The organism is Sporosarcina sp. FSL W7-1283 (assembly GCF_038003105.1).
GTDB lineage: Bacteria > Bacillota > Bacilli > Bacillales_A > Planococcaceae > Sporosarcina > Sporosarcina newyorkensis.
This window is the reverse complement of the sequence record NZ_JBBOOL010000001.1, coordinates 3,426,237-3,447,500: the sequence shown is the minus strand read 5'-3', so window position 1 is coordinate 3,447,500 and position 21,264 is coordinate 3,426,237. Positions and strand designations below refer to the sequence as shown.

Here is a 21,264-nt window from a genome sequence, read left to right as displayed (position 1 = left end):
ATCACCGAAACTGTGGATTGACGCAAGTCAATGGTAGGAGAGCGTTCCAAGGGCGTTGAAGCTAGACCGGAAGGACTGGTGGAGCGCTTGGAAGTGAGAATGCCGGTATGAGTAGCGAAAGAAGGGTGAGAATCCCTTCCACCGAATGCCTAAGGTTTCCTGAGGAAGGCTCGTCCGCTCAGGGTTAGTCAGGACCTAAGTCGAGGCCGATAGGCGTAGACGATGGACAACAGGTTGATATTCCTGTACCACCTCCCCGCCGTTTGAGTAATGGGGGGACGCAGTAGGATAGGGTGAGCACGCAGTTGGTTGCGTGTCTAAGCAGTGAGGTGGAGAACGAGGCAAATCCCGTTCTCATATAACACTAGGCTGTGATGGCAAGGAGAATTGTCTCCGGAGTCCCTGATTTCACACTGCCAAGAAAAGCCTCTAGCGAGGCGGGAGGTGCCTGTACCGCAAACCGACACAGGTAGGCGAGGAGAGAATCCTAAGGTGATCGAGAGAACTCTCGTTAAGGAACTCGGCAAAATGACCCCGTAACTTCGGGAGAAGGGGTGCTCTGGTAGGGTGAATAGCCCGAGAGAGCCGCAGTGAATAGGCCCAGGCGACTGTTTAGCAAAAACACAGGTCTCTGCAAAACCGTAAGGTGACGTATAGGGGCTGACGCCTGCCCGGTGCTGGAAGGTTAAGAGGAGGGGTTAGCGCAAGCGAAGCTCTGAATTGAAGCCCCAGTAAACGGCGGCCGTAACTATAACGGTCCTAAGGTAGCGAAATTCCTTGTCGGGTAAGTTCCGACCCGCACGAAAGGCGTAACGATCTGGGCACTGTCTCAACGAGAGACTCGGTGAAATTATAATATGCGTGAAGATGCGCATTACCCGCGACAGGACGGAAAGACCCCGTGGAGCTTTACTGTAGCCTGATATTGAATTCCGGTGCAGCCTGTACAGGATAGGTAGGAGCCTTGGATTCCGGAGCGCCAGCTTCGGAGGAGGCGTTGGTGGGATACTACCCTGGCTGTATTGGACTTCTAACCCATGCCCGTGATCCGGGCAGGAGACAGTGTCAGGTGGGCAGTTTGACTGGGGCGGTCGCCTCCTAAAGAGTAACGGAGGCGCCCAAAGGTTCCCTCAGAATGGTTGGACATCATTCGTAGAGTGCAAAGGCATAAGGGAGCTTGACTGCGAGACCTACAAGTCGAGCAGGGTCGAAAGACGGGCTTAGTGATCCGGTGGTTCCGCATGGAAGGGCCATCGCTCAACGGATAAAAGCTACCCCGGGGATAACAGGCTTATCTCCCCCAAGAGTCCACATCGACGGGGAGGTTTGGCACCTCGATGTCGGCTCGTCGCATCCTGGGGCTGTAGTCGGTCCCAAGGGTTGGGCTGTTCGCCCATTAAAGCGGCACGCGAGCTGGGTTCAGAACGTCGTGAGACAGTTCGGTCCCTATCCGTCGCGGGCGCAGGAAATTTGAGAAGAGCTGTCCTTAGTACGAGAGGACCGGGATGGACATACCGCTGGTGTACCAGTTGTCTTGCCAAAGGCATCGCTGGGTAGCTATGTATGGACGGGATAAATGCTGAAAGCATCTAAGCATGAAGCCCCCTTCAAGATGAGATTTCCCATTACGCAAGTAAGTAAGATCCCTCAAAGATGATGAGGTGGATAGGTCTGGGGTGGAAGCACGGCGACGTGTGCAGCTGACAGATACTAATCGATCGAGGACTTAACCTATTTTAAGAAGTACTACTTGAGGTACACAATGTCTTTTATTCAGTTTTGAGTGAACAAGCTTTACTCATCTGTCTAGTAACGATGGCGAAGAGGTCACACCCGTTCCCATACCGAACACGGAAGTTAAGCTCTTCAGCGCCGATGGTAGTCGGGGGCTTCCCCCTGTGAGAGTAGGACGTTGCTAGGCTTTTTATTTTTTTGAATTTTTTCATGGTCCCGTGGTGTAGCGGTTAACATGCCTGCCTGTCACGCAGGAGATCGCGGGTTCGATTCCCGTCGGGACCGCCATATTTTAACATTCCAAACGATTTCACCTTACCGGTGAAATCGTTTTTTCTTGTAGATGAACTTCGGCTGTCTAAGCTTTTGTTTTACTTTGTTTTTCTGTACACTAGTATTATGATGAAATTAGAAGGGTGCGTTGGCTGTGTGGAGAAAAGAAATAAAGTCAGTTGAAGAGATGGAAAAGTTGGCTGCTGAGATCGGCAGTTACTTGAAGCCGCCTGATGTACTGACACTTGAAGGCGATTTAGGTGCTGGCAAAACAACATTTGCGAAAGCACTTGCGAAGTCTATAGGTATCACCCGGACGGTCAGCAGTCCTACTTTTACGATTATTAAACAGTACGAAGGGAATTATCCCCTTAATCATTTAGACGTGTATCGTTTGGCTACTAGCGATGAAGACTTAGGGTGGGACGAGTTGTTTTATGGAGACGCGATTTCCATCATTGAGTGGGCGCAATTTATTGCAGATGAATTGCCTGAACAGCGCTTGGAGGTTGTTATTCATCATACAGGACCGGAAACACGCACAGTTGAACTAACGGCAAAAGGTGAACGATTTACACGTATTTGTGAGGAGATTTTTATATGATATGGTTAGGTATTGATACAGCGAACTCTCCATTGTCAGTAGCAATCGTCAAAGATGGCGAGTTACTGATTGAAGAGTCGAGTATGATGAAGGTCAATCACTCTTTGCGGGCAATGCCGGCTGTTGAAGAGGTCTGCCGAAAAACATCAATATCCCCTTCGGAAATTGATGCGATTGCAGTTTCTGAAGGACCGGGTTCTTATACAGGTGTGCGGATCGGTGTAACGATTGCAAAAACACTTGCTTGGACATTGGGCAAGCCGCTTTATGGAGTTTCCAGTTTGAAGTCTTTGGCTATGAATGGTCAGCTTTACAACGGGCTCCTATGCCCACTATTTGATGCTAGACGGTCTAATGTCTATTCGGCGATTTATCGTATGGCTGGAGAAGAGCTAGTGAGTGTGATGGAAGATCAGCACTGTGCACTGGCAGAGCTTTTAGAACAACTGAAAGAGATGAAAGAACCCGTTTTATTTATTGGTGAAGATGTGAAGTTGCATGAGCAAAGTATTCGTGAGCAGTTGGGAGATCAAGCGAAATTCACTTCATTTGCTGTGAATGTACCACGCGCTTCCTCTGTTATTTCATTAGCTATGCGGGCTGAACAAGCCGACTCTGTACATTCTTTTACTCCGCAGTATAGACGCATCACAGAAGCGGAAGCCAACTTGGTGAAGAAGGAGCCTACCAATGAGTGAGGATGTAGTATTTCGGAAAATGACGTTAGCAGATATTACTTCGGTGGCGAGTATCGAACGTGAAGCATTTGCTACGCCCTGGACAGAAGAGATCTTTGAGCATGAGCTGGCAGGCAATGAGTACTCTCATTATATTGTAGCGGAACTGGATGGCGAGATTATTGGTCACTGTGGTATGTGGATTGTTTTGGATGAATGTCATATTACGAATGTAGCAGTTCGCTCATCATTGCGCGGAAAAGGAATTGGAGAAGATCTCATGCGAAAGGCAATGGAGTTGTGCAGACTAAATGAAGTACGAACAATGACGTTGGAAGTGCGTGTCAGCAATGAACCAGCGCGGTCTCTTTATCGTAAATTGGGTTTTCAAGAAGGCGGGATCAGGAAAAACTATTATACGGACGACCATGAAGATGGGCTCGTCATGTGGGTGGAATTCGAATGAAGAAAGATCATTATATTTTAGGTATTGAAACAAGTTGTGATGAAACGGCAGCTTCGGTCGTGAAAAATGGTACCGAAATTGTATCATCTATAGTATCTTCGCAAATTCAACAGCAGAAACAATTCGGCGGAGTAGTGCCTGAAATCGCTTCTCGCTTACACGTGGAGCAAATCACACTCGTTATTGAAGAAGCGCTACGGGAAGCTGAAATTGTTCCAAAAGATTTGGAAGCTGTTGCTGTGACGGAGGGTCCTGGACTGGTAGGAGCCTTATTGATTGGGGTAAATGCAGCGAAGGCTTTTGCGTTTGCTAACCAATTGCCGCTGATCGGCGTACATCATATTGCAGGTCATGTGTATGCCAACCAACTGATGCATCCAATGGAGTTTCCGCTGCTAGCATTGATTGTTTCTGGCGGCCATACGGAACTCGTCGTCATGAAGTCCCACGGGTCCTTCGAGTTGATTGGAGAAACACGTGATGATGCAGCAGGAGAGGCTTACGACAAGGTGGCCCGTGTGCTTGGATTGCCTTATCCAGGTGGTCCGCAAGTAGATAGGCTTGCATTGGAAAGTGAGCAAAGCATTGATTTTCCGCGCGCTTGGCTAGAGGCGGATTCGTATGATTTCAGTTTCAGTGGTTTGAAATCAGCGGTCATTAATTATAAGCATAATATCGAGCAAAAAGGCGAACAGATCGATCCTCAGCATGTAGCTGCAGGTTTTCAACAGAGCGTTGTGGATGTGCTGACGGTAAAGACTGTGAAAGCAGCCAAACAATTTGATGTAAAACAAGTAATCGCTGCAGGAGGCGTAGCTGCCAATCAAGGCTTGCGCAAGTCTTTAACAGAGGCACTGCAAAAAGAAGGAATTCCTTTCTATGTTCCACCTATCGCGTTATGCACAGATAACGCGGCCATGATAGCGGCAGCTGGGTATGAGATGTGGAAAAGTGGCGTCCGCAGCGACTCAACGATGAATGGTCGTCCTGGTATGCCATTGAAATCATGGAATTATTAATAATGAACACATATTTTGCTAATATTCAGCAAAATATGTGTTTTTTCATTATGCGCAAGAAGAATTGTCAATAGGGAACGTTCGTACTTATACACAATTTGTGGATTAAATGTGAGTAAGTTTAGAAAGTTGTGCACGATGCGGGTGTGTCACTTGGATAACTTTGTGGATGTTTCGCATAAACTCTGTGGATAATGTTCATAACTATGTTCATATGTATTCAAAATGGGATTTCTACTGTGGAAAAGATTGTGGAGAAAAAAGGTGGATAAATCAAGAGAGCTCTTTGTGTATCAGTCATGTTGACGAATTACGTTTGCAATTGTAATGTGTAAGTCGTAATTTGTCAGACTATAAGTTATCATAATTTGTTACGGTGCAAACAATACTTAGTGTTGCCTCTTTGCTTCACTTACCCGGAATATAAGAAAAGACTGTCACTGAAAGAGTATCTCACTTTCAGGACAGCCGACTTTTCTTATAAACTTTCTAATTCATCTTGCAGCATTAACCATTCTTCAGCTTGTTCATCGTGTGTTGCTTGCAACTCGTCGATACGTCGTTGAATCTCCATCAACTGGACGTGGTCGTTCGCGATATCAGGATTCAATAACTGGGCTTGTAGTTCGGCGATTTCATCATCAAATGTTTCCATCTTCTTTTCGATTTCAGCAATCGCTCTAGTTAGCCGACGTTCTTGACGCTGAAACTCTTTTCCGGCATTTTCTTTCTTTGCAGCAGGTTCCTTTTCACGTTGCTCAACCTGTGTCACTGCAGCGATTTCTTCCATTTCTGTTTTCTTCTCGACATAGTAATCATAGTCGCCCAAGTATTCAACTGCGCCATGTTCGCTCAGTTCTATAACTTTCGTTGCGAGTCGATTGATGAAGTAGCGGTCATGGGAAACGAAAAGAATCGTTCCTGGAAAGTCATCCAGCGCGTTTTCAAGAATTTCTTTGCTGTCGAGATCCAAATGGTTTGTCGGCTCGTCCAAAATAAGTGTGTTGGACTTTTCCAGCATGAGCTGGGCCAATGAAAGCCTGGCTTTTTCTCCGCCTGATAACGACGTCACGTGCTTTTCGATGTCGTCGCCAGTAAACAGGAAGCGACCAAGCAAGGAGCGGATATCCTTTTCGTTCATCATGGGCCAGTCATCCCAGATTTCCTGCAGAACCGTACCAGACCCAATCAATGTTGCCTGGTTTTGGTCATAGTATCCGAACTGGACGTTGGTACCATAGCGAATATCGCCGTCAAGCAGCTCATTACGCTTGACGATGGTCTTCAGTAACGTCGACTTGCCGACGCCGTTCGGCCCGACAAAAGCAACGCGGTCTCCTTTATAGACGCGTACGGAAATATGTTCTGACACGGGCTGTGATCCATAGCCAATCTTTACGTCATCGAGGGAAAGGACATCATTGCCGCTCGGCCGATCCAATGAAAATGAAAAGTTTGCGGACTTTTCATCGCCTTCAGGTGAATCCATCCACTCCCTGCGTTCCAGTTGTTTGCGGCGGCTCTTCGCCATTTTGGAAGTCGATGCGCGTGCAATGTTTTTCTGGATGAACTCTTCAAGCTTCGCGCGCTCATCTTGTTCCTGCTCGAAAAGCTTTTGGTCCCTTTCATAATTCTTCGCTTTCTCATCTAAGTAGGTACTGTAATTTCCACTGTATTTCGTCACTTTTCGACGAGATACCTCATAGACTGTTGTCACGACCTTGTCGAGAAAATAACGGTCATGCGAAACAATCAGAATCGCCCCTTCGTAAGCGGATAGATAGCGCTCCAGCCAATTTAAGGTCTCGATGTCCAAATGGTTCGTCGGTTCATCCAGTATTAATAAATCCGGCTTGCTCAGCAGCATCCTAGCCAACGCGAGCCGCGTCTTTTGGCCGCCGGATAATAGATCGACAGGCTTCTCATAGTCTTCCGGATAAAACCGCATTCCATGAAGGACAGAACGCGCATCGGCCTCAAACTGATAGCCTCCTGCTTCCTTAAATGCAATCTGCAGTTCATCATATTCAGCCATAACACGCGCATAGCGGTCTGCGTCTTCGTAGACGGAAGGCTCGGCCATTTGATGCTCGAGGGTGCGTAAACGTTCTTCTTTTTGTCGAAGCGGTGCAAATACTGTCATTACTTCATCCCAAATCGTCAATTCTGAATCAATGCCGCTATGTTGCTCCAAATAGCCGACTCGTATGTCTTTCGGGATGATAATATCGCCTTCGTCGGCTGATAATTCGCCTGCTATTATTTTTAATAATGTCGATTTTCCGGCACCATTGCGTCCAACTAGTGCAACGCGGTCTCGATGTTGAACTTCGAGACGCACATTTTCCAGCAGGTCCGTGCCTGAAAAAGACTTGGTCAGTCCATTTACTTGTAAAATAATCAAGCCTCACACCTCTATTCCCTTCTAAGTTTAATAGAATCGGTAGCACCATGCAATAATCGGCTTTACAACTGATGGGTTCTCCTGTACGATAAAAGCGGCTCACCTTCGTTTTCCTTGAGGATTTAAGCGGAGGATGTAATAGGGCAACACTGGGGGTAAGGAAAGCAGTGGGTACAAAAAGAATTCCGCAGGCAACAACGAAACGATTGCCTTTATACTATAGATTTTTACGCAATTACGCAGATGCAGGTGTACAGCGAATTTCGTCTAGTGAATTAAGCGAAGCAATGAAGATTGATGCCGCTACAATTCGCAGGGACTTCTCGCATTTTGGTGCGCTGGGACGTAAAGGATACGGCTATGATGTTGATTCATTATTGCAGTTTTTCCGCGAGACACTAGACCAAGATGAAGAAACAAATGTGGCTTTGATCGGGGTCGGGAGTCTTGGGAATGCATTTCTGAAGTACAACTTCCAAAAGATTCACAACACGAAAATTGTTGTAGCATTTGATCCGAAAGCGCCTTATGACGGCGAAGAACGGAATCATATTCCGATCTATCCGCCTGATCGACTGGAGGAGAAAATCCTTGAACTAGGGATCGAAATGGTTATTTTGACCGTACCGAAGAGAGTGGCACAGGAATTGACGGACCGCCTCGCTCAAACTGGTGTGAAAGGAATTTTGAATTTCACCCCTGAACGGCTGGCTGTACCCGATACGATCCGTATCCAAAGCATCGATCTTTCCGGCGAGTTGCAGACATTGATTTATCTCATCAAAAATGACGTAAAAGATTCACAAATGAACTGACCTGGCAATAGTAAATGCGAGGGTTTTCGTGTAGAATAGACATATTATGAGGAGGTGACCAATCATGGCTCCAGGCGTTGGTAGTTTGTTAATTATTGCGGTTATCGCATTGCTTATATTTGGTCCTAAGAAGTTACCTGAAATCGGTAAAGCATTCGGTTCTTCATTGCGTGAGTTTAAAAACGCAACGAAAGGTCTTGCGGATGACGATGAGGTAAAAAAGGTTGAAGACAAGAAAGAAGAAGTGCGCTAAGTTAGGGTGTTAGTCTGATGGCAGATAAAAACTTAACGATCGTTGAACATATAGATGAGATTCGAAAACGGCTGATGGTTATCGTCGTTTTCTTTATTGTTGGCGTGATTGCCAGTTTCTTTTTTGCAAAGCCTTTGATTCACTTTATCCAATATGATACACCGGCAGAAGAAGTAGTGTTGAATGCATTTAATGTCGTCGATCCGGTTGTCATTTATTTAAAGGTAATCATTTTCTTGGCGATCATCATTATTTCACCGGTCCTAATGTATCAATTGTGGGCGTTCATATCCCCAGGTCTTCGTGATTTAGAAAGAAAAGTCACACTGTCGTACATTCCCTTTGCTTTTCTTCTGTTTTTAGCAGGGATCAGTTTCTCGTATTTCGTGTTACTGCCATATATTATGAAATTCATGATTAATTTGTCTGATCAATTAAACATTGAACAGACAATTGGTATTAACGAATACTTCTCTTTTCTTTTTTCTATACTTTTGCCGTTCGGTTTCGTTTTCCAGCTGCCGATCGTCATTTTATTTTTATCCCGTTTAGGAATATTGCAGCCAAAAGTCTTGGTGAAGGTACGGAAATATTCCTACTTTGGCCTGTTCGTATTGGCGGCATTCATCACACCTCCTGACATCGTATCGCATTTGTTCGTCACGGTTCCTTTGTTCATCCTATATGAAATCAGTATCGTGATCTCACGTCTAGGATATAGGAAGTTTGAAAAAGCTGAACAACTGCGGAAACTGGAAGAAGTGAAAGCAGAGCAGCAACGTCAAATCGATGAAGTGATGAATCAAACCGATTCAAACAAATAAAATTCAAGTCCTCTTGCCTATGCAGGAGGATTTTTTGTTTCTGTTATAAATTGGGTTCAGTTGAAGTACGCAGTATGGTAAACTAGCAGGGACAACGAGATTGGGAGGAAATGAGATTCAGTGAATAGAAAAAAGACTCAACGTCGATTGAGTAAATGGTTACTAGGTGCAGTTTTAGTCAGTGCGAGTGTCTATACTCCTATAACAGGAGGTCAAGCGGTTGCTGCAGAGCAATCTTATAAAGCTATGGAAGCGGGAATCAATCAGGTTATTACGAGTCATCGCATGCGCGGTACGAAGAGCAGTATAGTTGTACGTGAGGCGGATTCGAATAAAATCGTATATCAATACCGAGCGGATCAAGGCGTCACGCCGGCGTCCAATGTTAAAGTGTTAACTGCGACGACTGCTCTTGAAGTGTTGGGCGAAGATTATACCTTCCAGACAGATGTATTAGCGAGTGGGCCCGTGAAAAACGGTGTCCTGAACGGCCAGCTTTATTTGCGGGGAACAGGGGATCCGACCTTAATGGAACGGGATTTGCAGCAGCTTGCGAAAGAGGTGCGTCAGTCAGGCATCAAGTCCATCACAGGAAATATTGTGGCGGATGATACATGGTTTGACACAAAGCGTTTATCTCCGGGTATTTATAAATCGGATGAAACGCATTATTACGCTGCACAAATCTCGGCATTGACGTTGTCGCCGAATGAAGATTATGATGCAGGGACAACGATCGTTCAAGCAAAACCAACGAAAAACGGCAAGCCGGCAGCCGTTACGTTAACTCCACACACAAACATTGTTAAAGTTGTCAATCGAACGCGAACGGTTCCTAAAGGTAAGCCGAACACAGTGACAATGGCTCGCCAATATGGAACGAATACGATCATCGTCTCAGGAAACATCCCCGTCAACTCGAGCGGTAAACGTCAATGGGTGACGGTTTCGAATCCGAGTGCATACACAGCAGATGTTTTCAAACGAGCGCTTGCTAAACAAGGCATCAGTTTCAGTAAAACTACGAAAGTAAGTCGATCCAAAACTCCAGCGAATGCCCAATTGCTTGCAACGAAAAAGTCGATGTCCTTGTACTACTTGATGATGCCCTTCATGAAGCTTAGCAACAATGCACATGCTGAAATTTTAGCAAAATCGATGGGACGGGCTGTATACAATGAAGGCAGCTGGGATGCCGGCTTGCGTGTTATGAGAGAAACGGTACAAAAAGACGGCATCAGTTTGAAAGGTATTTATTTAGAAGATGCTTCGGGTATGTCGCATAAAAATAAGATACCTTCTGAGAAAATCTCAGAAGTGTTATTCGAAGCTCAGACAAAGCCGTGGTATCCAACATTTGAACGTTCTTTGCCAGTTGCGGGAATAAACGATCGGATGCTGGGCGGTACATTGCGTAATCGTTTGACGAGCCCTCTGGTCAAAGGAAAAGTGTTGGCGAAAACAGGTTCATTAAACCATACAGATGCCTTATCAGGATATGTGAAAACGAAGAGTGGCGAAGAGCTGATTTTCAGTATTCTGACGGAAGGTGTGAAGAGTACTGCAAAACCTGACATTGATAAAATGGTACAAGTGATGGCGGCTCAATAAAAAATCTCTCCTTGCGTAATAAAATGCGAGGAGAGAATTTTTTATAGTAGGAATGTGATGATGCTTTGCTGCATATCCTGTAGTTGCTGCAATTTTTCTGCATTCCATTGTACGACTGTCACAAAGCCGTTCATCAAAAAGTGAGCGATCATCGGTGTGAGCAGTCTTTTTGTTTTGTAGTAGACAAATGCAAAAGCGAGTCCTGGCATCAAATACATGAGTAGATGCTGCAACTCGTTATGCACGGCAGCGAATACGACAGCACTCGCAATCGCAGCAATCCAGAAGTTCGTCTTCCTGTACAAGCCTCCGAATAAAATGCGGCGAAACACGACTTCTTCAAGGAATGGTGCAAAGAGAACCATAGGAAAGATGATGATTGGAGCAGTTTTCGCAATGTTTGAAAGTAATTCAGTATTTTCAGAGCCTGCTTCGACACCGAACATCGACTCGATTGCGGCTCCTAAGATTTGCCCGGCCATCGCTAGGAAAAATCCAATGATCCCCCAAAGAAGAACATTTCCCATATGTGCAGGCTTTCCTTTAAATACAGGAATGAATTTCTTGTTTTTTAGCAGGATGATGACAAAAATAATCGCGGCAATCGTGTTGACGGTGAAAAGCGTCCAAGCGAAACCGTGTGATAGAGCTTCAACTTGCGGTAATCCTTTTTCCGAGAAATAAAAGACCAGTACTGGCGCGAGAAATATGCTAGCGATTTGCATAAGAACGTAGGTAATAAAAAGTATTAGAGCGACAACCCAGTTTTTCACTGTACACAACCTTTCTTCCATACATATTGACCATTTTAACGCGAAAAAAGACGTTTGGCAAAAAAGAAAATGTCGAAAGCTTTTACTTGCAATTCTAAATGGAATTCTTTATGATAAGAGTTGTGTTAGCACTCATAGTTACTGAGTGCTAAAATTTCAAAACTAAACAATATCTCGAGGAGGTTGTTTCATTTGTTGAAACCACTAGGTGACCGTATCGTAATCGAATTAATCGAAGCAGAAGAAAAAACGTCAAGCGGCATTGTCTTACCAGACTCTGCAAAAGAAAAGCCGCAAGAAGGAAAAGTAATTGCTGTTGGTACAGGCCGTGTTCTTGAGAACGGACAACGTGTGAACTTGGAAGTATCAGAAGGTGACCGTATCATCTTCTCTAAATATGCAGGCACAGAAGTGAAATATGAAGGTACTGAATACTTGATCTTGCGTGAAAGCGATATCTTGGCAACGATCGGTTAATCGACTGTTATAAAAACAAAAGATATGAAAAATCAGGAGGGAATCATTTAAATGGCTAAAGAACTTAAATTTAACGAAGAAGCACGTACTGCAATGCTACGCGGTGTAGATACATTGGCAGATGCTGTTAAAGTAACACTTGGACCAAAAGGACGTAACGTCGTACTTGAGCGTAAATTTGGCTCTCCATTGATCACAAATGATGGTGTTACAATTGCAAAAGAAATCGAATTAGAAAATGCATTCGAAAACATGGGCGCAAAGCTTGTGGCGGAAGTAGCTTCTAAAACGAATGAAATTGCAGGGGACGGAACAACAACAGCTACGGTTCTAGCACAGGCTATGATTCGTGAAGGTTTGAAAAACGTAACAGCTGGCGCAAATCCAGTAGGCATCCGTAAAGGAATCGAAAAAGCAGTAGTAGCAGCAGTAGAAGGGCTACAAGGCGTTTCCGATGAAATCGAAAGCAAGCAAGAAATTGCACAAGTAGCAGCTATTTCTTCAGGCGATGAAGAAGTCGGCGATTTGATTGCACAAGCGATGGAACGCGTTGGAAACGATGGCGTCATCACAATCGAAGAGTCTAAAGGCTTCACAACAGAACTTGATGTGGTAGAAGGTATGCAATTCGACCGCGGATATGCATCTGCTTATATGGCAACAGATACAGATAAGATGGAAGCATCTTTGGACAACCCGTATATCTTGATCACAGACAAGAAGATTACGAATATCCAAGAAATTCTTCCTGTACTTGAGCAGGTTGTTCAGCAAGGTAAGCCACTTCTTATCATTGCAGAAGATGTTGAAGGAGAAGCATTGGCTACTCTAGTCGTCAACAAACTTCGTGGAACATTCAACGCAGTTGCAGTGAAGGCACCTGGCTTTGGTGATCGCCGTAAAGCGATGCTAGAAGACATTGCAGTCTTGACAGGCGGACAAGTCATCACAGAAGACTTAGGACTTGATCTGAAGTCTGCAGACCTTACTTCACTAGGTCGCGCATCGAAAGTCGTTGTTACAAAAGATCACACAACAATCGTTGAAGGCAGCGGAGACGCAGGTGCAATCGAATCACGCGTAGGCCAAATTCGTTCACAACTCGAAGAAACAACTTCTGAATTCGACAAGGAGAAATTGCAAGAGCGTTTAGCTAAACTAGCTGGCGGCGTAGCAGTGATCAAAGTCGGAGCGGCTACAGAAACTGAGTTAAAAGAGCGTAAACTTCGTATCGAAGACGCATTGAACTCTACACGTGCAGCTGTTGAAGAAGGAATTGTATCGGGTGGCGGTACTGCACTTGTGAATGTTTACAAGCAAGTAGAAGCATTACTAGAATCAACAGAAGGCGACGTAGCAACAGGTGTCAAAATCGTTCTACGTGCATTAGAAGAACCAGTACGTCAGATCGCTACAAACGCAGGTCTTGAAGGATCTATCGTAGTGGACCGCTTGAAGCGCGAAGAAGTCGGCATCGGTTTCAACGCAGCAGACGGCGAGTGGGTCAACATGGTAGAAGCAGGTATCGTGGACCCGACTAAAGTTACGCGTTACGCATTGCAGAACGCGGCATCTGTAGCGGCTATGTTCTTGACTACAGAGGCTGTAGTTGCTGATTTACCAGAAGCAGCTGGCCCTGCTATGCCTGATATGGGCGGTATGGGTGGCATGGGCGGCATGATGTAAGTGAAACTCTAAGCCCTTGATATGACATGGGTTAGAGCACTGATCATCAAACCGTGTTCATTTTATTAGTCATAAGCGCCAATAAAATCACTTAAAATATAGAGGTCTCTCATTAATTCACTGAATTTTTGAGAGGCCTCTTTTTCTAATCCTCTTGTCAAATGTCCGTAAATTTCGTCCGTCGTCACTACTGAAGGATGCCCGAGCTTATGGGAGATAACTTTCATATTAACACTTGCTTCAATTAACAACGAAGCGTGTGTATGCTGGAATGAGTGTAGCGTGATGTGCTTACATAAGTCAGGCATTTTTACTAGCAGACGCTGTAGACGGTTGGAAAATTGTTTAATTGTACATGGATAGCCTTCCGAACAAGTGAAAATGAAACCCTGATCTTTGTATAAGCGTTTATTTATCTTAATAAATTCATTTTTCTAGTAACATTTACAAGTATCTGTCACTGTCTTGTGACAAGCTGTCTGCACTGGCATCATTGTAGTAGGACTACATAATTAGGAAAGTGGACTTTATGCAAAGAGGAGGGCAGATGTATGAACTTTAAGATGGTTAATAACAAGGGAGATAATACGCTGCTGAATCTATTGAAAACAGAGATTGAGTCTAAATTAATAGTAGCGTTAGCAGCTGCGTACTTTAGCCTCTACGTCTAAAATGAATAGGTTTCGGTAAATGAATTGCGCTTTCCGATAAACCAACAGTCGCCAATATTTAAAAGGACAATGCAGCTTGTAATTAAAATTAACCCGGCAATTCTTTTCTTATGTAATTTTTCTTTATAGAGAATTGAGTCTATACTTGGTATCGATCGCTTAAATTTTGAGCGCGAAAAGCTGTAAAAGTAAAATGATAGAATTAAAAAAAAAAGTGACTTCGTTAACGTAATGGCCGAGGTCATCTTTAACACTTCTATAGGGATACTGATGTCAGGAGATGAGATAATAACATTTAAAATTTCACTATGAGCATAATACGAAATTTGTTATATTGAAAAATTATAAATAAAGGATGGAGTTTAATGCAATTTATGCTAGACCGTTCAATAAAAAAACCTATGTATAGGCAACTTGCAGAACAAATAGAGAATGGGATTATATCGGGAGATTTATCTCAGGACCAGCCATTGCCATCTGAACGTGAGTTAGCAAAAAAGTTACAGATAAATCGGAGTACAGTTGTGACTGCTTATGATGAGTTAGAGGCCATTGGATTAATTGTCAGAAGAAAAGGAAGCGGCACTTATATAAATACGGATATATGGGGACTAACTCATAAAAGAGTCCCCAATTGGGGTAGATATGTAGAAGATGGCTCATTTCTTCCGAATCTTCCATTGGTTCAGAAACTTCGTAATGAAACTGAGCAAGAAGGAATGATTAACCTATCAAGCGGGGAACTTGCAGCAGATTTACTACCTAACGTCCAATTCGCTAGGATTCTTAAAGATCATGCGTTTGATGAGCATTTAGGTTACGATCATCCTTTAGGCGATGCGGGATTACGGGAGACAATTTGTAAACATGTAAAAACCTATAAAAATATGGTTGTTGAGCCAAACTCCATACTGATTACATCGGGCGCTCAGCAAGCAATCCACCTAATCGTTCAATGCCTGTTAAAACCAGGTGATACAGTAGCTATTGAAGATCCATCCTACGCATACTCTTTACCGATCTTTCAATCGTTTGGTATTAGAACGCTATTACTCCCAGTTGATCAATATGGCTTAAATCCTGATGATATTGTAGCTTTACAAAGAAAACATCGAATTCGTATGCTTTTTTTAAATCCTGATTATCAAAATCCTACTGGCACAAAAATGTCTCTGGAACGTCGAAAGAGAATATTGGAATTATCATTAAAGTACGGTATTCCCATAATAGAGGATGATCCTTATAATTTGACGTCATTTGATGGGCGCATTGGACCCACGTTAAAGTCAATGGACGATAATGAAAATGTTGTATACATTAGTTCTTTATCAAAAGTTGTTGCATCAGGATTACGCATTGGTTGGATTATTGGACCAGAAAAAGTGATTAAGCGTTTATCAGATGGCAAACAGCAAATTGACTTTGGTCATAGTGTTTTTCCTCAATGGATAGCGAATCAATTTCTAGATTCCCCTCAATTTGACAAGCATGTTTCAAATTTAAGGATTCAACTGAGGGAGCGTAGGGATGCGTTAATTTTAGCATTGGACAGTTTAACTAAAAATGAGGTTACATATTTAGTGCCACAAGGCGGAATTCATTTATGGTGTAAAATAAATCACGAAATTGATGGATATAAGTTACTTGAAGAATCTATGAAAAAAGGCGTTTCATTTGTACCTGGAAGAATAATGGGTTCAACAAATGGATACGTTCGATTTACTTATGGAAAAGGTAACGGAGCCTCAATACAAGAAGGCATTTCAAGGTTTGTCTACGCGTTGAGAAGTTACGGGATATAATGGTATTTTATTCTCGGGTATTGTTTAAAAAAATGTTTAAATTTTAAAGACTGCCAATGAATTTTCAGTGAACCCAATTATTCCCTAGAATTGTGTCGTTGTTGTATTGTTACGTCAACAACATAATTTAGGGGACGATTGTGAATAATCCACCCCTCGGTCAAAGAGTCTACAGGAAGAATCTAAAGAATGTATCATTGAAATACGAACTTTTTCAGTGGGTTTAGACGGTTCCTGAGACTCGAAAAAAACATGTGCTTTTTCACTGGTACCGAACCGTCCTCCGTTATTAATAAAATATAAATATAGCTATAAGGGTCAATACAACAATAAATGGGATTGATAAAACATAAACCCACAGCAAACTGGAAAAACTTTTTTCACTATTGTAATTTTCATTCCTAGAATTAGCAACGGATATGGTCAAGATTACTCCGATAGCTAAAATAATGACCACGAAAATCATTGATACAATAAGGGCTAACTTCATGCCTTCCTCCTTTTTAGAAATAAATTTCCTCGTTCTATATGTTATAATTCTATAATATAAAGCATTTTTGAGGACCATCCACTTAGGGGTTATTTAAACCAACCACTTTTTATGTAGCGAGTATCTTGTCGTCGAGTGCAAGTCACTCACACAACTAAGAATGTAAAGAGATTAAATAATCATTTATGACACAGAAAATAATCTGTGTAATTTTTTTATTCTCCAAATTCTTTTAAAAGATTTAATTAATTTAATAAATGAATGATAAAAAGTATTAGACCTAAGACTACTACTGCTTTTATCAGCCTATATATTAGTTTCTTCAAAAGACTTATAAATGGTTAAGGTCTTTAGTGGCTACTTATGGGAGGCATGATGTAATTCTCCTCATCGGTTGTAATAAAGTGAACAAAACCCCTTCCAAGTCTGATTACAGATTCGGAAGGGGTTTTTCCGTTTTACTGCTATCTTTCATATCTTAGACAATTGATTATGTTGATAAAACAACACCTTTTGCTTACAGACAGGTTAATGCGATAATGAATCCAAGGAGTACCAGTAAGTATCACAGTATCACAGAAAAGGGTGAAGAAAAAATGCCTTCTAATTCATTTAAAGACTATCCGATGAGCTGGAAGCCTTCTATAGATAAAACGAAAAAGCCAATGTATCAAGTCCTTGCGGATCAGCTGAAACAGGATATAGTAAATGAAGTTTTATTGCCTGGTACAAAACTTCCTCCGCAGCGGGAATTGGCGGATTATTTGGAGGTGAATTTGAGTACGATTTCAAAGGCGTTTAAGGTATGCGTGCTCAATGGGTTGATAAGTGCCTCTGTTGGAAGTGGTACCTATGTATCGTATGATGCCTTGTCGAATGCGTATTTACTGGAAGACTCGAAGCCGGAGCATTTGATTGAGATGGGAGCAACTTTGCCGGATCAAGCGTCTTTTGAGCCCCTGTTGCATCAACTTAAAAACATGCTGCAAGAAACAGAGTATGAAAAATGGTTTGGCTATGGGCGGGCAGGGGAAAGCGTTTGGCAAAAAGACGCTGCAGTCAAGCTGATCCGAAGAGGCGGGTTTGACTCTTCGGTTGATCGCATCTTGTTTGCAACGGGCGGCCAAAACGCGATTGCTGCCACATTGGCGAGCCTTTGTAAACCTGGGGATCGCATTGGTGTCGATCGACATACATATCCGGGCTTAAAAACGGTGGCGGCAATGTTGCGCGTGCAGTTGGTTCCGATCAGGCCAGGAGAAAACGGAGAAATGAGTCCAAGTGCTTTGGAAGAAGCTTGTAAAAATGATAATATTAGCGGCATCTACTTGATTCCTGATTATCATAATCCAACAACTATACGCTTGTCTGTTGAGAATCGAAAAGCGATTGCAGAAATCGCCCGAACGTATAATCAGTTCATCATTGAAGATGCAACCTATCATCTCCACAACGAGAAGCCGTTCCCAGCGATTGCATCCTTTGCGCCGGAACAGGTCATCCATATTGCGAGTTTATCAAAATCAATCGCGCCCGGACTGCGACTTGCCTATATCGCGGTGCCGAAGCGATTCAAGGAGCGCCTCGCAAGAGCTTTGTATAATTTAAATATATCGGTGTCTCCGTTATTGGCGGAGCTGAGTGCCCGCTTGATCGTTTCCAATCAATTCGAAGCGTTGATCGAGGGGCATCGTGAGCAAGCCATTCGGAGAAATCAAGTCGTCGATCGATATTTGGCGGATTTTACATGTCTCGGTGATGAGACAGGAATCTTTCGTTGGTTGTTAATACCGGGCGTGATGAAAGGGACTGAATTTGAATCGTTGGCTGCCCGGCACGGAGTACAAGTGTATGCGGCAGAACGTTTTGTCGTTGGTAACAGTTGCCCGGAGCGGGCGGTAAGGATTGCTGTATGTGCACCTGAAACCGTCGAGAAACTAGAACAAGGATTAACAATAATAAAGCGTTTGCTTTATGAAATTTCATTATAAATTGTTCGCCATACAATTAAAACATTGTATGGCTTTTTTTCTCGTGTTACGATAGTTGAAATCTATAAAAGAATGAAACTTTCAGAAAGGTGTGCTAGCGTATGATGCGTAATCGCATGAAAAAGAAGGATGCCCAATCAGCTTTGATACAGAGCTATATCGGTTCCTCGGAAAAACAACAGCAATTATATAAAAAAACATTAATCGTTGTGATCCTCTCCCAAATATTTGGAGGAGCAGGGCTTGCAGCGGGAATTACGGTAGGGGCACTTCTTGCCCAAGACATGCTGGGTACGGATAGTGTTACGGGAATACCAACAGCATTATTTACATTGGGGTCAGCAGGGGCTGCACTATTTGTGGGGCGTCTTTCCCAGCGATACGGGCGTCGTTTCGGACTTGCCTCAGGATTTTTGGCTGGTGGTCTCGGTGCGATTGGAGTAGTTTTTGCAGCACTGACAAATAACATTTTCCTTCTATTTGGTTCATTGCTAATCTACGGTGCCGGATCGGCAACCAACTTGCAAGCACGCTACGCAGGAGCTGACTTGGCGGGCTCGAGGCAAAGGGCACAGGCTGTCAGTATGGCCATGGTTTCCACCACGTTCGGTGCTGTCGCCGGTCCCAACTTGGTAGGAGTTATGGGCAATTTTGCTACGTCCATTGGAATTCCTGCTCTAGCAGGGCCGTTTCTATTAGCTGCCTCTGCCTACATACTTGCCGGTTTGGTACTCTTGATTTTACTTCGTCCAGATCCTTTGATTGTCGCCAAAGCGATTGCCACTGCACAAAAAACAGACAGTAAGTTACAAGTGGCGGGAAATTCTGATACGTTCTTACTGAATAAACGGGGCGTTTTTGCGGGAGCCGCAGTGATGGTGTTCACTCAATTTGTGATGACGGCCATTATGACGATGACCCCCATCCATATGGGACACTATGGTCATACTTTACAAGCAGTGGGGCTTGTCATTGGATTTCATATAGGGGCCATGTTTTTACCTTCATTAGTGACGGGCTATCTTGTCGATAAAATCGGACGTGCTGTAATGGCAATTGCTTCTGCAGTCACACTGCTTGTATCTGGCATTGTAGCTGCTTTGGGATCAGCTGATTCAATGGTTGCACTTGTGACAGCACTTGTATTGCTGGGGCTTGGTTGGAATTTCGGGTTGATTAGCGGAACAGCGATTCTTGTAGACGCAACATCGACATCTACTCGGGCGAAAACGCAGGGCTCGGTTGATGTGGGAATTGCGTTGTCTGGAGCGATAGGAGGAGGATTATCCGGTCTTGTTGTAGCGCATTTCAGCTATGGAATCCTATCAATTGCCTGTGGGATATTCTCCTTACTGTTAATTCCAATTATTATTTGGGCCCGAATCGGCAAACATAAGGAACCGAGTCAAATCCAAGTGACTGAAAACTCAATTTAATATTAGGGTCCTAAAACAGTTGAAAGATTGGCGCGTGCATAAAATTCATGATTGGAAAGAGGAAGATATATGAAAAACCCGATAGTCATTATTGGAGCCGGATTGAGTGGTCTAAGGGCTGCATCCCTTCTGGCTAGACAAGGTGTCAAATGTAGGCTTTTGGAAGCAAGGGATCGGATTGGTGGCAGGGTTTTAAGTGTTTCTGACACGAGTCGACCCGAATTGGGAGAATTTGATCTTGGACCAACATGGTTTTGGCCGCAGTATGAACAAACAATCGATGATCTCGTAAAAGAGTTGAATATAGCAACGTTTGAACAATATGCCGAAGGGGCTATGCTTTCAGAACAATCTCCGAACGAAACACCAAAGCGTTATATATTACCAAAAAATCCAAGCGCGAGGTCGGTCCGGTTCAAAGGAGGAGTGCAGGCCCTTGTTGATGCGATAACGGAAACCATCCCTTCAGATGTCATCGAGCTGGGTACGAGAGTTACATCAATCAGACAAGAGAAAAACGGTGATGTCAGGGTTGAAGCTGCCCTACCGGATGAAACGATAATAACAATTTCTGCCCGTGCTGTAATTTTGGCGTTGCCGCCCCGGATAATCGGGCATCACATTAAATTTACTCCTGCCCTTCCTTCCGATCTAACAACTAACCTGGTGAACAAACCTACTTGGATGGCTGGCCATGCCAAGGTGGTCGCGATTTATGAACGTCCTTTTTGGAGGGATTCTGGTCTGTCAGGATTCGTATCGAGCCGGGTCGGCCCCTTGCAAGAGATCCACGATGCTTCCCCTGAAACGGGGTCCGGTGCATTGTTTGGCTTCCTAGGCATTCCAGTGGAGGTTCGCCAACAACTCGGCAAGGAAAAAATTCGTGAATTGGCGATTGACCAATTGGTAAGACTTTTTGGGTCGGAGGCACAGAATGTAAGTGCCTTCCTTTCTAAGGACTGGTCCGAAGACTCCGAAACGGCTGTTGAGGAAGACTGGATCCCACTTCGGGAATTTCCGCATTACGGTCAACCGCCAGAGGCAGGAGCTTGGGGTAAAAGCATTGTTTTTGCCGGGACAGAGACAGATCCACGGTTCGGTGGGCACTTGGAAGGTGCACTTCTTACAGCTGAGAAGGCTGTTTTTAAGATTGTGAATGCAGAGTAAGGAGGAAGCTTGGAAGCGGAGTGCAACCTAGACGTTTCGAAAGCTCTATTGTCGAAAGAGAACAGTGTTAAATTAACTGTCTTAAAAGAGC

At 43.8% G+C, this 21,264-nt stretch carries 17 protein-coding genes, 1 tRNA gene and 2 rRNA genes (1 of these 20 cut by a window edge); 17 read left to right on the top strand and 3 right to left on the bottom strand.

Annotation, left to right across the window (positions count from 1 at the left end):
* The 7 genes from MKY93_RS18000 to tsaD form a co-directional block, all read left to right on the top strand.
* Nucleotides 1-1,734: ribosomal RNA gene (locus tag MKY93_RS18000) — 23S ribosomal RNA — on the top strand (it extends 1,192 nt beyond the left edge of the window).
* A gap of 71 nt (nt 1,735-1,805) precedes the next feature.
* A 5S ribosomal RNA gene (gene rrf / locus MKY93_RS17995) occupies nt 1,806-1,921 on the top strand.
* Between the two features lie 25 nt (nt 1,922-1,946).
* Nucleotides 1,947-2,022 (top strand) — tRNA-Asp (locus tag MKY93_RS17990).
* A 172-nt stretch (nt 2,023-2,194) separates the two neighbouring features.
* A complete protein-coding gene (tsaE, locus tag MKY93_RS17985) occupies nt 2,195-2,611 on the top strand; it encodes a tRNA (adenosine(37)-N6)-threonylcarbamoyltransferase complex ATPase subunit type 1 TsaE (RefSeq protein WP_050804727.1) in 417 nt (138 codons plus the stop codon).
* Nucleotides 2,608-3,309, top strand: coding sequence for a tRNA (adenosine(37)-N6)-threonylcarbamoyltransferase complex dimerization subunit type 1 TsaB (gene tsaB / locus MKY93_RS17980; RefSeq protein ID WP_009498850.1), 702 nt, complete (start codon nt 2,608-2,610; stop codon nt 3,307-3,309). Before tsaE ends, tsaB begins: the two co-directional genes overlap by 4 nt.
* The gene (gene rimI / locus MKY93_RS17975; RefSeq protein ID WP_009498849.1) at nt 3,302-3,754 is read left to right on the top strand and encodes a ribosomal protein S18-alanine N-acetyltransferase; all 453 of its coding nucleotides are present in this window, start codon (nt 3,302-3,304) and stop codon (nt 3,752-3,754) included. The genes tsaB and rimI overlap by 8 nt, the downstream gene beginning before the upstream one ends.
* Nucleotides 3,751-4,773: a tRNA (adenosine(37)-N6)-threonylcarbamoyltransferase complex transferase subunit TsaD gene (gene tsaD / locus MKY93_RS17970; RefSeq protein WP_009498847.1), complete on the top strand. Its 1,023-nt coding sequence runs from the start codon at nt 3,751-3,753 to the stop codon at nt 4,771-4,773. The genes rimI and tsaD overlap by 4 nt, the downstream gene beginning before the upstream one ends.
* Nucleotides 4,774-5,251: 478 nt before the next feature.
* Here tsaD and MKY93_RS17965 read toward each other — a convergent pair whose 3' ends face one another.
* Nucleotides 5,252-7,177 carry an ABC-F family ATP-binding cassette domain-containing protein gene (locus MKY93_RS17965; RefSeq protein WP_340760607.1) on the bottom strand — a complete coding sequence of 642 codons (1,926 nt, stop codon included), beginning with the start codon at nt 7,175-7,177 and terminating at the stop codon, nt 5,252-5,254.
* A 167-nt stretch (nt 7,178-7,344) separates the two neighbouring features.
* On the opposite strand from MKY93_RS17965, the gene MKY93_RS17960 reads away from it, so the two are divergent.
* The 4 genes from MKY93_RS17960 (at nt 7,345) to dacB (ending at nt 10,680) form a co-directional block, all read left to right on the top strand.
* Nucleotides 7,345-7,992, top strand: a complete 648-nt coding sequence (locus MKY93_RS17960; RefSeq protein ID WP_009498844.1) for a redox-sensing transcriptional repressor Rex — start codon at nt 7,345-7,347, stop codon at nt 7,990-7,992.
* 64 nt (nt 7,993-8,056) lie between these two features.
* Nucleotides 8,057-8,245, top strand: a complete 189-nt coding sequence (locus MKY93_RS17955) for a twin-arginine translocase TatA/TatE family subunit (protein WP_009498842.1) — start codon at nt 8,057-8,059, stop codon at nt 8,243-8,245.
* A gap of 17 nt (nt 8,246-8,262) precedes the next feature.
* Complete coding sequence (gene tatC / locus MKY93_RS17950) at nt 8,263-9,069, top strand: twin-arginine translocase subunit TatC (protein ID WP_009498840.1); 807 nt, start codon at nt 8,263-8,265, stop codon at nt 9,067-9,069.
* Nucleotides 9,070-9,189: 120 nt separating this feature from the next.
* On the top strand, nt 9,190-10,680 hold the full coding sequence (dacB, locus tag MKY93_RS17945; protein WP_340760606.1) for a D-alanyl-D-alanine carboxypeptidase/D-alanyl-D-alanine endopeptidase: 1,491 nt from the start codon (nt 9,190-9,192) through the stop codon (nt 10,678-10,680).
* 41 nt (nt 10,681-10,721) lie between these two features.
* Here the strand turns inward: dacB and MKY93_RS17940 are convergent, their stop codons facing one another.
* Nucleotides 10,722-11,453, bottom strand: coding sequence for a CPBP family intramembrane glutamic endopeptidase (locus MKY93_RS17940; protein WP_176132628.1), 732 nt, complete (start codon nt 11,451-11,453; stop codon nt 10,722-10,724).
* A 192-nt stretch (nt 11,454-11,645) separates the two neighbouring features.
* On the opposite strand from MKY93_RS17940, the gene groES reads away from it, so the two are divergent.
* The gene (gene groES / locus MKY93_RS17935; RefSeq protein WP_009498837.1) at nt 11,646-11,930 is read left to right on the top strand and encodes a co-chaperone GroES; all 285 of its coding nucleotides are present in this window, start codon (nt 11,646-11,648) and stop codon (nt 11,928-11,930) included.
* Between the two features lie 51 nt (nt 11,931-11,981).
* Nucleotides 11,982-13,616 (top strand): chaperonin GroEL, encoded by a 1,635-nt coding sequence (groL, locus tag MKY93_RS17930; RefSeq protein WP_009498836.1) that lies wholly within the window; start codon nt 11,982-11,984, stop codon nt 13,614-13,616.
* Between the two features lie 65 nt (nt 13,617-13,681).
* Here the strand turns inward: groL and MKY93_RS17925 are convergent, their stop codons facing one another.
* Complete coding sequence (locus MKY93_RS17925; RefSeq protein ID WP_340760948.1) at nt 13,682-14,032, bottom strand: tyrosine-type recombinase/integrase; 351 nt, start codon at nt 14,030-14,032, stop codon at nt 13,682-13,684.
* A 620-nt stretch (nt 14,033-14,652) separates the two neighbouring features.
* On the opposite strand from MKY93_RS17925, the gene pdxR reads away from it, so the two are divergent.
* The 4 genes from pdxR (at nt 14,653) to MKY93_RS17905 (ending at nt 21,173) form a co-directional block, all read left to right on the top strand.
* The gene (gene pdxR, locus MKY93_RS17920) at nt 14,653-16,089 is read left to right on the top strand and encodes a MocR-like pyridoxine biosynthesis transcription factor PdxR (protein ID WP_340760605.1); all 1,437 of its coding nucleotides are present in this window, start codon (nt 14,653-14,655) and stop codon (nt 16,087-16,089) included.
* 1,086 nt (nt 16,090-17,175) lie between these two features.
* A complete protein-coding gene (locus tag MKY93_RS17915; RefSeq protein WP_340760604.1) occupies nt 17,176-18,570 on the top strand; it encodes an aminotransferase-like domain-containing protein in 1,395 nt (464 codons plus the stop codon).
* 101 nt (nt 18,571-18,671) lie between these two features.
* A complete protein-coding gene (locus MKY93_RS17910; RefSeq protein ID WP_340760603.1) occupies nt 18,672-20,006 on the top strand; it encodes an MFS transporter in 1,335 nt (444 codons plus the stop codon).
* A gap of 69 nt (nt 20,007-20,075) precedes the next feature.
* On the top strand, nt 20,076-21,173 hold the full coding sequence (locus MKY93_RS17905; protein ID WP_340760602.1) for a flavin monoamine oxidase family protein: 1,098 nt from the start codon (nt 20,076-20,078) through the stop codon (nt 21,171-21,173).
* Nucleotides 21,174-21,264: the final 91 nt, after the last annotated feature.

Coding starts and splice junctions, on each gene's coding strand:
- rimI (WP_009498849.1), top strand. CDS start 3,302: ATGAGTGAGGATGTAGTATTTCGGAAAATGACGTTAGCAGATATTACT.
- tsaE (WP_050804727.1), top strand. CDS start 2,195: ATGGAAAAGTTGGCTGCTGAGATCGGCAGTTACTTGAAGCCGCCTGAT.
- MKY93_RS17910 (WP_340760603.1), top strand. CDS start 18,672: ATGATGCGTAATCGCATGAAAAAGAAGGATGCCCAATCAGCTTTGATA.
- groL (WP_009498836.1), top strand. CDS start 11,982: ATGGCTAAAGAACTTAAATTTAACGAAGAAGCACGTACTGCAATGCTA.
- tsaB (WP_009498850.1), top strand. CDS start 2,608: ATGATATGGTTAGGTATTGATACAGCGAACTCTCCATTGTCAGTAGCA.
- MKY93_RS17905 (WP_340760602.1), top strand. CDS start 20,076: ATGAAAAACCCGATAGTCATTATTGGAGCCGGATTGAGTGGTCTAAGG.
- MKY93_RS17955 (WP_009498842.1), top strand. CDS start 8,057: ATGGCTCCAGGCGTTGGTAGTTTGTTAATTATTGCGGTTATCGCATTG.
- pdxR (WP_340760605.1), top strand. CDS start 14,653: ATGCAATTTATGCTAGACCGTTCAATAAAAAAACCTATGTATAGGCAA.
- MKY93_RS17915 (WP_340760604.1), top strand. CDS start 17,176: ATGCCTTCTAATTCATTTAAAGACTATCCGATGAGCTGGAAGCCTTCT.
- tatC (WP_009498840.1), top strand. CDS start 8,263: ATGGCAGATAAAAACTTAACGATCGTTGAACATATAGATGAGATTCGA.
- tsaD (WP_009498847.1), top strand. CDS start 3,751: ATGAAGAAAGATCATTATATTTTAGGTATTGAAACAAGTTGTGATGAA.